This is a genomic window from Streptomyces sp. NRRL S-378 (assembly GCF_000720645.1).
Lineage (GTDB): Bacteria > Actinomycetota > Actinomycetes > Streptomycetales > Streptomycetaceae > Streptomyces.
Genome location: NZ_JOBX01000032.1, coordinates 22,796 through 37,622, shown reverse-complemented (window position 1 = coordinate 37,622; position 14,827 = coordinate 22,796). Strand labels below are relative to the sequence as shown.

At 72.7% G+C, this 14,827-nt stretch carries 13 protein-coding genes and 1 other RNA gene; 3 read left to right on the top strand and 11 right to left on the bottom strand.

Features of this window, described 5'->3' with window-relative positions:
- Nucleotides 1-123 precede the first annotated feature (123 nt).
- From IH80_RS0122295 to IH80_RS0122270, 6 genes are all read right to left on the bottom strand, one after another.
- Entirely contained in the window at nt 124-2,442 is a 2,319-nt protein-coding gene (locus IH80_RS0122295; RefSeq protein WP_030962763.1) for a HelD family protein, read from the bottom strand.
- 103 nt (nt 2,443-2,545) lie between these two features.
- Complete coding sequence (locus IH80_RS0122290; RefSeq protein ID WP_030962762.1) at nt 2,546-3,106, bottom strand: CGNR zinc finger domain-containing protein; 561 nt, start codon at nt 3,104-3,106, stop codon at nt 2,546-2,548.
- A 160-nt stretch (nt 3,107-3,266) separates the two neighbouring features.
- Nucleotides 3,267-3,815: a GNAT family N-acetyltransferase gene (locus IH80_RS0122285; RefSeq protein ID WP_030962761.1), complete on the bottom strand. Its 549-nt coding sequence runs from the start codon at nt 3,813-3,815 to the stop codon at nt 3,267-3,269.
- Between the two features lie 9 nt (nt 3,816-3,824).
- The gene (locus IH80_RS0122280; RefSeq protein WP_030962759.1) at nt 3,825-5,006 is read right to left on the bottom strand and encodes a uroporphyrinogen-III synthase; all 1,182 of its coding nucleotides are present in this window, start codon (nt 5,004-5,006) and stop codon (nt 3,825-3,827) included.
- 95 nt (nt 5,007-5,101) lie between these two features.
- Nucleotides 5,102-6,469 (bottom strand): MFS transporter, encoded by a 1,368-nt coding sequence (locus tag IH80_RS0122275; RefSeq protein ID WP_030962758.1) that lies wholly within the window; start codon nt 6,467-6,469, stop codon nt 5,102-5,104.
- Between the two features lie 97 nt (nt 6,470-6,566).
- Nucleotides 6,567-7,550: a LysR family transcriptional regulator gene (locus IH80_RS0122270; protein WP_030962757.1), complete on the bottom strand. Its 984-nt coding sequence runs from the start codon at nt 7,548-7,550 to the stop codon at nt 6,567-6,569.
- An 87-nt stretch (nt 7,551-7,637) separates the two neighbouring features.
- Here IH80_RS0122270 and IH80_RS0122265 point away from each other — a divergent pair, with 87 nt between their 5' ends.
- Nucleotides 7,638-8,993, top strand: coding sequence for an MFS transporter (locus IH80_RS0122265; protein WP_234432341.1), 1,356 nt, complete (start codon nt 7,638-7,640; stop codon nt 8,991-8,993).
- A 49-nt stretch (nt 8,994-9,042) separates the two neighbouring features.
- Complete coding sequence (locus tag IH80_RS40985) at nt 9,043-10,233, top strand: SH3 domain-containing protein (protein WP_158943580.1); 1,191 nt, start codon at nt 9,043-9,045, stop codon at nt 10,231-10,233.
- 176 nt (nt 10,234-10,409) lie between these two features.
- On the opposite strand, the gene ssrA is transcribed toward IH80_RS40985, so the two are convergent.
- The 5 genes from ssrA to ftsE form a co-directional block, all read right to left on the bottom strand.
- Nucleotides 10,410-10,798, bottom strand: a transfer-messenger RNA (tmRNA) gene (gene ssrA, locus IH80_RS41515).
- A gap of 82 nt (nt 10,799-10,880) precedes the next feature.
- Nucleotides 10,881-11,366, bottom strand: a complete 486-nt coding sequence (gene smpB, locus IH80_RS0122255) for an SsrA-binding protein SmpB (RefSeq protein WP_030962751.1) — start codon at nt 11,364-11,366, stop codon at nt 10,881-10,883.
- Between the two features lie 18 nt (nt 11,367-11,384).
- Entirely contained in the window at nt 11,385-12,563 is a 1,179-nt protein-coding gene (locus tag IH80_RS0122250) for a S41 family peptidase (protein WP_030962750.1), read from the bottom strand.
- A 67-nt stretch (nt 12,564-12,630) separates the two neighbouring features.
- The gene (gene ftsX, locus IH80_RS0122245) at nt 12,631-13,584 is read right to left on the bottom strand and encodes a permease-like cell division protein FtsX (protein WP_030962749.1); all 954 of its coding nucleotides are present in this window, start codon (nt 13,582-13,584) and stop codon (nt 12,631-12,633) included.
- A gap of 15 nt (nt 13,585-13,599) precedes the next feature.
- Complete coding sequence (ftsE, locus tag IH80_RS0122240; RefSeq protein WP_030011324.1) at nt 13,600-14,289, bottom strand: cell division ATP-binding protein FtsE; 690 nt, start codon at nt 14,287-14,289, stop codon at nt 13,600-13,602.
- 236 nt (nt 14,290-14,525) lie between these two features.
- On the opposite strand from ftsE, the gene IH80_RS0122235 reads away from it, so the two are divergent.
- Nucleotides 14,526-14,717 carry a hypothetical protein gene (locus tag IH80_RS0122235; RefSeq protein WP_030662818.1) on the top strand — a complete coding sequence of 64 codons (192 nt, stop codon included), beginning with the start codon at nt 14,526-14,528 and terminating at the stop codon, nt 14,715-14,717.
- Nucleotides 14,718-14,827 lie beyond the last annotated feature (110 nt).

Genomic DNA, 14,827 nt, shown 5'->3' with positions numbered 1-14,827 from the left:
GTGCCGTACCCAGGCTAACAAAGGATCGCCGATTGTGATCCCCCTGGTCGCGGTCGGTTCCCGGGACCACGCGCCTGGCCGCGGACCATCCGGCCGTACGCGGCCCCGAGCGGGCCCCGGCCCCTACGGCAGCAGCAGCTCGGGCACCCCGTCCGCGTCCGGCTTGTCCGCTTCGGCCGCGACCACCGTCAGCTGCTGCGTGGCACGCGTCAGCGCCACGTACAGCACCCGCAGGCCCGCCGGGGACTCGTCCGCGATCTCCGCCGGGGAGACGACCACCGTGGCGTCGTACTCCAGGCCCTTGGCCTCCAGACTGCCCAGTGCCACCGCCCGTTCGCCCAGGTCGGCGAGCCAGCCCGCGGCCTCCGCACGCCGGTCCATGGCCACGACCACACCGACGGTGCCGTCCACCTGCTCCAGCAGCCGCCGCGTCTCCTCCCGCACCACGGCGCCCAGCTCCCCGTCGGCAGCCGTGAACCGCGGCTCCAGCCCCGTGGAGCGCACGGCCGACGGCGGCTCCATGCCGGGCATCGCCCGGCGCAGCACCCGGGAGGCGACCTCGGCGACCTCGGCCGGGTTGCGGTAGTTGACCGTGAGCGTGAAGCGCCGGCGCGGCCGGGACCCCAGCGCCTCGTCGCGGGCGGCCGCCGCCTCCTCCGGATCCGTCCAGGAGGACTGCGCCGGGTCGCCGACGACCGTCCACGTGCCGTGCCGGCCCCGGCGGCCCACCATCCGCCACTGCATCGGCGTCAGGTCCTGGGCCTCGTCCACGATGACGTGTGCGTACTCGGTGCGTTCCGCAGCGAGCCGCTCGGCCCGCTCCCACTGGGTCTCCTCGCGGGTCGGCATCAGCTCCTCCAGCCCGCTGAGCTGGTCGAGCGGGTCCATCTCCCGCTTCCGCTTCGGCCGCGCGGGGGCGCCGAGGAGCTGCTGGAGCTCGTCGAGCAGCGCCACGTCGTGCACCGACAGGGGGCCCTTGCCGTCCGGACCCACCCGGCGCAGCGAACGGGCCAGCTGGCGGGTCTCGCGCGGGTTGAGGTCCCGGCGCGACCAGCGGCCGAGCTTGCGCTCGTCGGCCATCGCGGCGAGCACCCGGCGCGGGGTCAGCTCGGGCCACCAGGCGTTCAGGAAACCGATGAAGTCGTCCTCGGTGGAGATGTCCTCGTCGAACGCGGACCGCAGCTCGGCGGCGAGCTCCGGGTCGCTGTGCCGGCCGGCGGCGCCGGTCTTCGCGTACAGGGCGTCCAGCAGCAGCTTGCGGGCGCGCGGACGCAGCAGGTTCACGGGCGCGGTGCCGCCGAGCACGTTCTGCCGGATCCGGTTCAGCTCGTCGGCCTCCAGCTCCTGGCGGTGGCCGAAGGCCACCACGCGCAGCCGGTCGGGCGCCGGGCCCCGGTCGTCGCCGAGCTCCAGGGTGCCGCGCACGGCCTTGCGCAGGACCTTGAGCATCCGGGACGAGCCCTTGATCCGGGCCACGGCCGGGTCGTCGTACGTGGTCGCCTCGGCGCCGTCGACCAGCGAACCGAGCGCCCGGATGGCGACCTGGCCCTCCTCGCCGAGGGAGGGCAGCACGCCCTCGGTGTACGCGACGAGCAGCGGGGTCGGGGAGACGATGAGGATGCCGCCGGAGTAGCGGCGGCGGTCCTGGTACAGCAGGTAGGCGGCGCGGTGCAGGGCGACGGCGGTCTTGCCGGTGCCGGGACCGCCCGCGACCTCGGCGACGGAGGCGGCGGGGGCCCGGATGACCAGGTCCTGCTCGGCCTGGATGGAGGACACGATGTCGCGCATGGAGTGCGTACGGGCCCGCCCGAGCGCGGCCATGAGCGCGCCGTCACCGATGGCGGGGAGCTCACGGCCGTCGAGGAAGGCGGTGACCTCGGGGCGCATCAGGTCGTCCTCGACACCGAGCACCTTGCGGCCCTTGGAGCGGATGACGCGGCGGCGCACGACACGTCCCGGCTCCTTGGGCGTGGAGCGGTAGAAGGGCGCGGCGGCCGGCGCACGCCAGTCGATGACCAGCGGCGCGTAGTCGGAGTCCAGGACTCCTATGCGGCCGATGTGCAGGGTCTCGGCGATGTCGGCCGTGAGGTCCTCGCGGATCGCCGCGTCGGCGGGCTCGACGGAGGTGTACGCGCCGTCCGGCCCGCGCTCCCCGTCCTTGCCGAGCACCAGGTCGATGCGGCCGAAGAGGAAGTCCTCGAACTCGTTGTTCAGCCGGTTCAGGTGGATGCCCGCCCGGAAGACCTGCGCGTCGCGCTCGGCCAGGGCTCCGGGCGTACCGACCTGGCCGCGCTGCGCGGCGTCGTTCATGAGGAACTCCGCCTCGTGGATCTTCTCCTCGAGGCGTCGGTACACCTGGTCGAGATGCGTCTGCTCGACCGCGATCTCCCGATCGCGGACGGAATCCGCCGTGCTGTCGACAGCGGCATCCTGCGCGGCCACCAAGGCCCCCTTCTGACGTGCATGGGCGACCGTCAACCGTACGCGAACCGGCCCCCTGTCCGCACGCCCGTTCCGCAACGGGTCTCGCTCAGTGGTACGCCGACTACCGGGATCCGGACGCCAGGAGCCGTCGGCGGTGGCGGGCGACGCGTTCGCGGTTGCCGCACAGCTCGCTGGAGCACCACCGGCGGCGGTGGCCGCGGGAGGTGTCCAGGTAGACGCGGGTGCAGCCGTCGCCCGCGCAGGCCCGCAGGAGGGCGCGGTCACCGGGGTCGGTGAGCAGCTCGACGGCGTCGCGGGCCACCGCCGCGAGCAGCGCACCGCATTCCACGCCGCCGCACAACTCCCGCACGAGGTGCCCTTCCTGGTCCCGTACGGCGCACAGACCCGGGGGTGGTCCGGCGGCCAGCGCGTTGACCCGGGCCAGGGCGTCCTCGTCGGGCCCGCCCCCGGCCAGTTCCGCCCGTACGAGGGTCTCCACGTCGGCGCGCAGTGCGCGGAAGGCCGCGGCCCAGTCGGCGCCCACCCGGGCCAGCGGTGTCCGGTCGGGCACGAGCCCTGCCCCGGCGAGCCACAGCCGCAGTCCGTCGCCGTCCGGGATCCCCTCGTGGGGGGTGAAAGTGGCCACCAGGTCCAGGCAGACCCGCCCGGAATCGAACCGCATGCCCGTCACCGCCTCGCGTCGTGGGGCGCCTCCCCAGAGTGCCCGTACGCTGCCCGCTGGGGAAGCCCCCGAACCGGTGGGTCCGCCACAGGCCCCGCTCCTCGAACGCCGGAGGGGCTGGACGTGCCGGGCGGGGCCGGGATGCGGCAGTGCGCCCCGCTCAGGGGGCCGGCGGGTCGTCGTGGAGGATGCGCTGGAAGAGGCGGTGGTCGCGCCAGGCGCCGTTGATGTGGAGGTAGCGCGGCGCGAGTCCGTACTGCTCGAAGCCCGCCTTCGCCAGCACCCGCTGCGAGGCCGTGTTGTCGACCAGGGTCCCGGCCTCGACCCGGTGCAGCCCCACCTCGTCACGGGCGATCCGGCAGACCTCCTGGGCGCCGGCCGTGGCCAGCCCCTTGCCCCGGCAGGCCTCGTCGACCCAGTAGCCGAGGCCGCCGCTGCTCAGCGGTCCGTGCTGGATGTTGCCGAGGTTGATGGTCCCCAGCGGGGTGCCGCTCGCGAGGTCCACGAACACGAACGGCAGCAGCCGGCCGGCGTCCCGGGACTCCAGCTGCTGCCCGATCCGCTCCCGCTGCCCCCGCTCCGTGTAGAAGGAGTCGGGCCGGAACGGCTCGAACGGCGCCATGTTCACCCGGTTCCGCGCGAACGCCTCGGCCAGTGCGGCGGCGTCGTCCAGCGCGACGCCCCTCATCTCCACCCCGTCAATGATCATCCCGGCACGCTAGCCCAGGACTCCCCTGGCCGTCACCGCGGCGTCCTGCGGGAGCTCCCCGTACTTCTCCTCGCCGCCCGCGTCCAGCGACAGCCGGTACCCGCGCTTGACCACCGTCTGGATGAGGCCCGGCGCCCCGAGCGCCGCCCTCAGCCGGGCCATGGCCGTCTCCACGGCGTGCTCGTCGCGCCCCGCGCCCGGCAGCGCCCGCAGCAGTTCCGCGCGGGCCACCACCCATCCGGGGCGCCGGGACAGGGCCCGCAGCAGGGCCATCCCGGCCGGGGGAACCGGCCGCAGTTCCTTGTCGACGAGGACCGCGTGGCCCCGGATCTCCAGCCGGTGCCCGGCCACCGGCAGCACCCGGGCCCGGCCGGGCAGCTCCCGGCACAGCAGTTGCACCAGCGGGCCGAGCCGGAACCGTTCGGGCTGCACGGTGTCCACGCCGAGCGCCTGGAGCGGCAGCGCCGTCACCGGCCCGACGCACGCGGTCAGCGGCCCGCCGCCGCGCAGCGCGTCCAGTACGGCCTCCCGCATCCCCCGCTCCTCGGCCCGGGACAGCAGCGAGGCCGCCGCGGGGGCCGAGGTGAAACTGACGGCGTCCACCCCGCCGCCGACGACGGCGTCCAGCAGCCGGTCCAGCGGGGCGAGGTCCTCCGGGGCCATCCACCGGTACACCGGGACGACCACCACGTCGGCCCCGCCGGCCCGCAGCGCCTCGACGAAGCCGGGCAGCGGCTCGCCGTGCAGCTGGAGCGCGATCCGCCGGCCGTCGACCCCGGCCGCCAGCAGCCGGTCCAGTACCTCGGCGAGCGATTCCGACTCCGGGGACCACTCCTCCACGAGCCCGGCGGCCCGGATGGCTCCCTTGACCTTCGGCCCGCGCGCGAGCAGTTCGGTGGAGCGCAGCGTCTCCAGCAGCTGTTCGCCGATCCCCCACCCGTCGGCGGCCTCGACCCAGCCGCGGAAGCCGATCGCGGTGGTGGCGACGACCACGTCCGGCGGGCAGCCGATCAGTTCCTTGGTGGCGGCCAGCAGTTCACTGTCGTCGGCGAGCGGCACGATCCGCAGCGCGGGCGCGTGCAGCACCGCCGCCCCGCGCCGCCGCAGCAGGGCGATGAGCTCGTCCGCCCGCCGGGCGGCGGTGACCCCGACGGTGAATCCCGCGAGCGGGCCGGTGTTCCTGTCGTCCATCGTGACCTGCCTACTGACGCATGGGGGGGCGGTACGGGTGGACCGAGCCTGCCAACTCGGCGTGTCGGACTCGGTTCACCCGTATTTCGCCCCGGTTACACCGACGTGAGCTGCGGTTTCGCCGGGGCCTCGGCCGCCTCGACCGTCACTGCCGCCGGGCGGCGAAGGTATACCGCCCAGGTCACCGCGCAGCACAGCGCGTAGAAGCCGAGGAAGGTGACGAAGGCGGTCGTGCCGGACCCGGAGGTGCGGAACGCCTCCCGGAAGACCAGGTTGATGCCCAGCCCGCCGAGCGCGCCGATCGCGCCGATGAGCCCCATGGAGGCGCCGGAGAGCCGCCGCCCGTACGCCGCGGCGCTCTCGCCGCTCATACCGCGGGCCAGCGCCTTCGCCTGGAAGATGCCAGGGATCATCTTGTACGTCGAGCCGTTGCCGAGCCCGCTCAGGACGAACAGGGCCACGAACCCGACGAGGAAGACCGGCAGCGAGGAGCGCTGTGAGGCGAGCACGACCACTCCGGTCGCCGCGGCCATCGCCAGGAACGTGCCCAGGGTGATGCGGGCCCCGCCGAAGCGGTCGGCCAGCGCCCCGCCCACCGGCCGGATCAGCGAGCCGAGCAGCGGTCCGATGAAGGTCAGCGAGGCCGCCTGGAGCGGGGTGCGCCCGAACTGGGTCTGGAGGACGAGGCCGAAGGCGAAGCTGTAGCCGATGAAGGACCCGAACGTCCCCACGTAGAGGAACGCCATGATCCAGGTGTGCGCGTCCTTCAGGGCCTCGCGGACCGCACCGGTGTCGTTGCGCACCGGTGCCAGGTTGTCCATCCGTACGGCCGCCAGCACCGCGGCGAGCACGATCAGCGGGATGTAGGCGCCCAGCAGCAGCCGCGGGTGGCCGGCCCCGGCGGTGGCGATGACGAGCAGGCCGGCCAGCTGGACCACGGGCACGCCGATGTTGCCGCCGCCCGCGTTCAGGCCGAGCGCCCAGCCCTTCTTCCGGAGCGGGAAAAAGGCGTTGATGTTGGTCATGGAGGACGCGAAGTTGCCGCCGCCCACCCCCGTGAGGGCGGCGACGAGCAGGAAGGTCCCGTAGGAGGTGCCCGGTTCCATGACGACGATCGCGGCGACCGTCGGGGCGAGCAGCAGCAGTGCGCTGAGGACGGTCCAGTTCCGGCCGCCGAAGCGGGCGACGGCGAAGGTGTACGGCACCCGCACGAAGGCGCCCACACAGGTCGCCGTCGCGATCAGGAAGAACTTTCCGGCCGGGTCGATGCCGTACTCGGGGCCCATGAAGAGGACCATCACGGACCAGAGGGACCAGATGGAGAATCCGATGTGCTCGGAGAGCACGGAGTACAGCAGGTTGCGGCGGGCGACCCGCTCCCCGGTCTCTTTCCAGAAGGTTTCGTCCTCGGGATCCCACTGCTCGATCCAGCGGCCCCGCTTGCGCGGTGCGGTTCCGGTCATCACACGCCTCCACAGCTGTCGCGTCCGTGGAACCGACCGTAGGAAGGGCGCGTTTCGGCCCCGGTCCCCACCGGATGACCGCCGGGAAACCTTGCTCTCACCCGCCGCCCGGGCGGTGTGTGAGCGGGGCCGGCAGCCAGCTCCCGGCCGGGGGCCGGAGCCAGCCCCGCTCGGCCGCCAGGCCGTCGGCCGCGGCGTGCAGGGCGTCCAGTCCGGGGTGGCTGAAACCCTTGCGCCACACCATGGACAGCGGTGACAGCGGCACCGGGTCGGTCAGCGGCAGCTTCACGCACCCCGGCATGTCCAGGAACCCCACGGTCGCCAGCACCGGGTTGCCGGTCTTGACCATGACCCGGCGGAACTCCTCCTTGCCGATCGCGACCGGCGCGGGCGGCGCCATGAGGATCCCCCGTCCGGCGAACAGCTCGCGCGCCAGCCCCGTCCACTCCAGGGTCCGCGGGTTTCCGGCGCCCGCGTACACGGTCTCCCCGGCCAGCGCGTCGAGCGGTACGGATTCCCCCGCGGCCAGGGCGTGCCCCTCGGGCAGCAGCACGGCGAGCGGCTCGTACCGTACGGGCCGCTGCGCGAGCGGGGCCCGCAGCGCGGGGTCGAGGCCGTCGGCGTACCCGAAGGCGACGTCGAGCCGGCCGGCCGCGACCTCGGCGGCGGCGTGGGTGAGTCCGCTCTCGAAGCGGGCCATCAGCTCGCAGTCCGGGGCGAGTTCGCGGGCCCGTTCCAGCACGGTGCGCGCGGTGCCGGGGCCGTCGGTGTTCAGGTCGACGAGGAGCGGCCGGGGTGCCGCGCCGGCCGCGGCCCCGGCGGCGAAGGCGTCCGTCAGCTCCTCGTGGGCGCGCAGCACGCGCCGGGCCAGGGGCAGCAGGCGCTGCCCGTCGGCGGTCAGCTCGACGGCACGGGTGGTGCGGACGAACAGCGCCGCCGCCAAGGTCTGTTCGAGCCGCCGGACGTCCCGGCTCAGCGCCTGCTGGGCGACGTACAGGCGGGCGGCGGCACGGGTGAAGTGCAGCTCCTCGGCAACGGCGACGAACCCGCGCAGCAGCCGGGGTTCCACATCACGGGGCATCACCCCCGGAGACTAACAACAGGAACGGGTGAATGGCTTCGGAACAGGTGTTGGACGGTGCACCCCGCCCCGGCCGAGGGTGGGTCCATGCCCCTCACGACCGTCACCGGCAGCACCCTCGTCCTCACCGCCACCGACACCGCCCCCGGCAGCGCCACCGTCCCCGGCGCCGGCGCCGTTCGTGACGCCGTTCGCGACGCCGCCCCCGCCGCCCGGGCCCGTACCGCAGGGCGGGCACCCGGCCCCTACCGCCGGCTGTTCGCGGTGCCCGGCGCCCGGGGCTTCACCGCCGGCAACCTCATCGCCCGCCTCCCGATGGGCATGTTCGGGGTCAGCGCGGTCATGATGATCGCCGGCCAGCGGGGCTCGTACGCGCTCGCCGGTGCGGTCACGGCCACCGGGCTGGCGGCCACGGCGGTGGTGGCGCCCTGGACCGCCCGCCTGATCGACCGCCACGGCCAGGCCCGGATCGCCGTACCGGCCACCCTGATCGCGGTCCTCGGCTCGCTGTCCCTGATTGCGTGCGTCCGTACCGGCGCTCCCGCCTGGACGCTCTTCGCCTCGTACGCGGCGACCGCCACGACCCCCAACATCGGGGGCATGTCCCGCGCGCGCTGGACGCACCTGCTGCGCGACTCCCCCGCCGCCCACCACACGGCGATGTCCTTCGAGCAGGCCGCGGACGAGCTGTGCTACATGCTGGGACCGGTGCTGGCGGCCTTCCTGTGCGGAGCCGTGTTCCCCGAGGCGGGCACCCTCGCCGGGGCGGCCCTGCTGCTCACCGGCATGCTGGTCTTCACCTCCTGCCGCGCCACCCAGCCCCCCGTGACGTCGACGCCGCGGCAGGGCTCACCGCTGCGGGCGCTGGGCCCGCTGCTGCCGCTCTTCCTCGTCACGGGCGTGGTCTTCGGCTCGATGGAGGTCGCCTCGATCGCCTACCTCGACGTCCAGGGCCTGGGCGCCGCCTCCGGCCTGGTCCTGGCCCTCCAGGCGGCGGGCTCGTGCGCGGCCGGCCTGCTCTACGGCACCCTGCGCGCCCGCTCGTTGAAAGCGTGCGTGTGCGTCCTGGCCGTCCTGATGACCCTCCCCTGGGCCGCGGCGGCCACCGGCTCCGTGACCGCCCTGGCCTGCGCCCTCCTGCTGGCCGGCATGGCCACGGCGCCGACGATGGTCTCGGCGATGTCGCAGGTCCACGCCCGTATCCCCGAGGGGCGGCTCAACGAGGGCATGACCTTGGCGGTCACCGCCATCTTCGCTGGGATAGCGGCCGGTTCGGCGAGCGCCGGCTGGGTCGTGGAGGGGCCGGGCCCGGTCGCCGCGTACGCGGTGCCGGCGGCGGCCGCGCTGGTCGCCCTGGCGATCGCCCTGACAGGGCGATCGATCCGGCGCCCGAGTGATCATTCCCGCGTGGTACGCACGGCCACCGCCGGGGATCCGCAATAACTGGGGGTGCTCCCCCCTCAGCACCCTTCCCTTTGTGCAGGAACCACCCGTGCCTGCTCACCGTTCCGTGCCCGCCGCCCTGTTCGTCGCAGCCGTCACCGCCGCCTGCCTCGCGCCGACGGTCCCCGCCTCCGCCGACTCGGCGGACATCCGCTTCCACCAGCCCTATGTGCCCTCCATCGCCCCCGGGGCCACGGGCCGCGTCGTCATCGCGGCCCGGGGCGGGGCGGAGCCGGTCGTCAGCGGCACCTTCCGCATCACCGCTCCGGAGCGCACGACCTTCCCCGAGACCCGCTTCTACTGGAACGGCACCCGCACGGCGGCGCCGTGCACACGGTCGTCCGACGCGCGCCTGCTGACCTGCGAGGCCGGAACCCGCGCCGGCTTCCGCTTCGCGGCGCAGGAGCAGACCCAACTGTCCGTGGCGGTACGGGTGGACGCCGACGCCCCCCGGGGCACGACGCTGACCGGCGGCGAGTGGGCGACGGACGTGGACGCACCGGCCCTGTTCGCCGTGGCCACCCCGCTGTCGGGCCCCCAGGGTGACAAGGGGGACAAGGGAGACGACGGCAAGCCCGGAAAGCCCGGGAACCACGGCAAGCCCGGAAAGCCCGGCCCCAAGGGCGACAAGGGGGACAAGGGAGACCGCGGCGAGCCCGGCCCGAAGGGCGAGAAGGGCGACACCGGCAAGCGCGGCCCGAAGGGCCACGACGGCCCGCGCGGACCGCAGGGCGAGCCGGGTCCCGCGAACGGCCCGAAGGGAGACACGGGTCCCGCGGGTCCGCAGGGCCCGAAGGGCGACACCGGCAAGCAGGGCCCGAAGGGCCACGACGGCAGGCCCGGCCGGGACGGCAAGCAGGGCCCCGCCGGCCCCCAGGGCCCGAAGGGTCACCCCGGCAAGCCCGGCCCGGCGGGCCCGCAGGGCCCCAAGGGCCCGAAGGGCGACACCGGGAAGCCCGGCAAGCCCGGCGACTGCAAGTGCGGCGGCAAGGGCAAGGACCACCACGAGCACCCCAGGGCCAAGATCGTCTCACCCGGTAAGGGCCTCGGCGTCCGCTCCGGCCCCGGCACGCGGTACGCGCAGAAGGGCAAGATCAAGACCGGCTCGGTCGTCGCCCTCCAGTGCAAGGTCAACGGCCAGAAGGTCGACGGCAACTCGATCTGGTACAAGCTCGCCGACGGCAGCGGCTGGATCGCCGCCCGCTACGCCCTGAACCTCAACAAGGTCCCGTTCTGCTGATCCCCGCCCCCGCCCGACCCGGGCCCCGGCCGCACGGCCGGGGCCCGTTGCCGTACCCCACCCCCGCGCACCGGCCTCCCTCCGGTTGACGCCCCGGATGCCGACCGGCGCCGGTGGCGCGGGAAAGCCGAAGGCCCCGCAACCGAGGGGCTGCGGGGCCTTCGCCCACATGGGATGAGTGGAGATGGCGGGAATCGAACCCGCGTCCAACGGTGCAGAAGCAGGGCTTCTCCGAGCGCAGTCCGCTGCGCTTTTCTCGGCCCCGGAGATCACACGGACAAGTCTCCGACGGGCTCAGTCACTGTTTGATTTCCCTCCGACCCCCGTGACCGGGGTTAGAGGTTTAGATCCCTAGTTGACGCCAGGATCCGGACCGGGACCACTTCCGGGCTGACGCTCCTCACAGAGGCTTCAGCTCACTGTTATTAGGCAGCGAGGGTGAAGCGGGAGTTATCGCTCTTGGAGTTGGCGATTATTTTTTGCGACATGTGGTTAGCGAGATCATTGCCGCTTCCTCGGCTCGCTTCCCCTGCATCGACATCCGCTGTCGAAACCGATCATCCCCATGTTCTTTTAACAATGTGCTCCACCCCGGGGGGTGGTGCTGACGCCATGGTACGCGAAGTGGACCACCGCGTGCCAGGTGATTAAACCGTGCCGCGCTGCTTGCGACGGATGGCCGAGATCACCCGGTTCGTCTCGCGGGTGTCCTGCTTCTCCCGCATCGTCTGCCGCTTGTCGTACTCCTTCTTGCCCTTCGCCAGCGCGATCTCGACCTTCGCCCGGCCGTCCTTGAAGTACAGGGAGAGGGGCACGATCGTGTGGCCCGACTCGTCGGCCTTGCGCTCCAGCTTGTCGATCTCCTCGCGGTGCATGAGGAGCTTGCGCTTGCGCCGGGCGCTGTGGTTCGTCCACGTGCCCTGGCTGTACTCCGGCACGTGCACGTTGTAGAGCCAGGCCTCCCGGCTCTCCACCGACACGAAGCCGTCCACCAGCGAGGCCCGGCCCTGGCGCAGGGACTTCACCTCGGTACCGGTGAGCACGAGACCGCACTCGTAGGTGTCGATGATCGCGTAGTCGTGCCGCGCCTTCTTGTTCTGGGCGATCAGCTTGCGCCCTTTTTCCTTAGCCATAGTGCGGTCATTTTCGCACTACGGACCCACCCCGAGGCCACCCAATACCGTGACGGCCCGCTCCTCGGCCCGTTCGCCGGCCGGGACGTCCGGGGTGATGCCGCTGCCGTCGAGGCTGCGGCCCGCCGGCGTGCGGTACGTGCCCACCGTCAGCTCGGCCACCGAGCCGTCCGGGAGCTCGGTCGGCATCTGCACCGAGCCCTTGCCGAAGGTCCGGCTGCCCACGGCCACCGCCCGGCCCCGGTCCTGGAGCGCGCCCGTCACCAGCTCGGCGGCGCTCATCGTGCCGCCGTCGACGAGGGCCACCAGCGGCCGGGTCGTGTCCCCGCCCGGCGCCGCGTTCAGCACGCGCTGCTCGCCCCGTACGTCGTAGGTCGCCACGAGCCCGCCGTCCAGGAAGGCGGAGGCGGCCGTGACCGCTTCGGCGACCAGCCCGCCGCGGTTGCCGCGCAGGTCGAGCATGACCCCGCCGCCGGGCGGGGCCGCGCGGACGGCCGCCCTGACCCGATCGCCGGAACCGCGGGTGAAGGAGGTCACCTTGATGACGGTGACGTCGCCGGCGAGTCGCCGCACGGTCACCGGCTCGGTGTGCAGCCGCTCGCGCACCACGGTCTCGGTGAGGTCGGCGCCGTCCCGGCTGAGGTTCAGCACGACGGGGGTCCCGGCGGCGCCGCGGAGCAGGGCGACCACGTCGGCCACGGCCAGCCCGGTCACCCCGTGGCCGTCGACGCTCAGCAGGCGGTCCCCGGCGCGCAGGCCGGCCCGCGCGGCGGGGCCGCCGGGCTCGACATCGTCGACCGTGATCATGCCGTCCTGGGCGCGCACGGCCCAGACCCCGACACCGGTCCAGTGCCCGTCGAGGCCCTCGGCGAAGGCGGCGTACTCGCCCCGGTCGTAGACCGTGCCCCAGCGGTCGCCGCTGCGGCTGACCACTTCCTGCGCGGCCTTCTTGCCGGACTTGCCCTCGGCGACGGCCTCGGCGGCGGCGCGGGCGACCGCCTCGCGGTCGGCGGTGCCCTCCGGGCGCGCGGCCCCGGGCCCGGGTGCGTCCGTACGGGCCACGACCGCGGCACCGTCCGCACGGTCCCAGCAGCCGGTGAACGCGCCGACGGCGACGACCGCGGCGAACGTTAACGTCAAAACGGCCCCGCGACGTGGGTCGCGGGGCCGGAGACAGAAGGCGGGCAGACCCGGCATGGCGCCGAGTCTAGGACAAGCCCCGTGCCGGTACGGATGGTTGACCGGACCGCTTGCGGGGCGCTTGTCACACCTTCAGGTACTTGCGCAGGGCGATGAAGGCGGCCATGGAAGGCATCAGGAGGCCGATGAACAGCACGTACGGGAGCTTGGCCAGCACCGATCCCCAGCCCATGAAGTCGATGAGCTGGATCTTCTCGCGCAGGCCCACGCCGTGGTCGATCACGAAGTACTGGCCGGAGACGAGCATGGCGCAGGCGAAGAGCGCGCCGATGAGCCCGGCGACGGCGGCCTCCATGATGAAGGGGACCTGGATGTAGAAGCTGGAGGCACCCACGAGCCGCATGATCCCGGTCTCCCGCCTGCGGCTGAACGCCGAGACGCGCACGGTGTTGACGATCAGGAGCAGCGCCACGACCAGCATGATCAGCATGATGCCGATGGCGGCCATGTTGAGGTAGTTCAGGATCCGGAACAGGTCGTCGATCGCCTGGCGCTGGTCGTCGACGGTGTGGATGCCGTCCCGGCCCGCGAAGGCGGAGGTGACCACCTTGTACTTCTCCGGGTCCTTCAGCTTGACCCGGAAGGACTCCTGCATCTGGTCCGGGGTGATGGAGGAGGCGAGGGCCGTGTTGCCGAACCGCTCCTGGTAGTGCTTGTAGGCCTCGTCCGCCGATTCGTAGGCGACGGACTTCACCAGGGACATCTGCTTGAGCTCGGCCTCGATCTGCTTCTTCTGGTCCTCGGTGACCGCGCCCTTGGCGCAGGTGGCCACGCCCGGGGTGCCGTTCTTGGCGGCGGCCTCGCCCGCCTCCTGGGCGTCCTGCTTGTTGCAGAGGTAGAGCGTGACGTTGGCCTTGTCGTACCAGAAGCCCTTCATCTTGCTGACCTGCTCGCTCATGAGCAGGGAGCCGCCGAACAGGGCCAGCGACAGGGCCACGGAGATGATGACCGCGAAGGTCATGGTGAGATTGCGGCGGAGGCCGACGCCGATCTCGGACATGACGAACTGGGCGCGCATGACTCTGGGGGCCTTTCAGTGCTGGTAGCCGTAGACGCCGCGCGACTGGTCGCGCACGAGTCGGCCCTGTTCGAGTTCGATGACGCGCTTGCGCATCTGGTCGACGATCTGCTGGTCGTGCGTCGCCATGATCACGGTGGTGCCGGTCCGGTTGATCCGGTCCAGCAGCTTCATGATCCCGACGGAGGTCTGGGGGTCGAGGTTGCCGGTGGGCTCGTCCGCGATCAGCAGCGCCGGGCGGTTGACGAAGGCGCGGGCGATGGCCACGCGCTGCTGCTCACCGCCGGAGAGCTCGCCGGGCATGCGCTCTTCCTTCCCGCCCAGGCCGACGAGTTCGAGGACCTGCGGGACGGCCTTGCGGATCTCGCCCCTCGGCTTGCCGATGACCTCCTGGGCGAAGGCCACGTTCTCGGCGACCGTCTTGTTGGGCAGCAGGCGGAAGTCCTGGAAGACGGTCCCCAGCTGGCGCCGCATCTGCGGGACCTTCCAGTTGGAGAGCTTGGCGAGGTCCTTGCCGAGGACGTGCACCTGGCCGTGGCTGGCCCGCTCCTCGCGCAGGATGAGACGCAGGAAGGTGGACTTGCCGGAGCCGGACGAGCCGACCAGGAAGACGAACTCGCCCTTCGCGATGTCGAGGGAGACTTCTCTGAGTGCGGGGCGGCTCTGCTTCGGGTAGGACTTGGAGACGCTGTCGAATCGGATCACGGGTGCACCATGGTCGCCGGGAGTAGGTGTGCGTGACCATACGCGAACGGGCGCGAGGTGTGGACCCGGCATCCGGAGTTGTCCGCTTTGTCCCATCGTCCTGGAGGGTCCGGACCGCGATTGCCCGGACGGGCCGCGCCGAATGTCGGCGGAGCTGGCACAGTGGTAGGGGGAACGCTCCGGTTCCCCGCGCCGTTAGGCAAGAAGGACGACCGAGGGGACGAGAGGAGGAGCGCATGACATATGACCGGCTCGTGTGCGCGAACTGCGCCGCACCCGTCAGCCAGGGCCGCTGCCCTGTGTGCCGGGCGAACCGGGAGCGCCTCCAGCAGGAGGGCCCCTTCTCCGGCCTGAACCCCGTGGCTCTCATCGTGCTCATGGTGGTGCTGGTGGCAGCTCTGGTGCTGGTGGCCCAGCAGACCGCCTAGGAGGCACTGTCCGGCGGGATCCGGCGCCGGTACTCGTCGGTGCCCGCGCCGCGTACCGATCACATGCAGCGGAAGGGCCCGGACACCTCAGGTGTCCGGGCCCTTCCCGC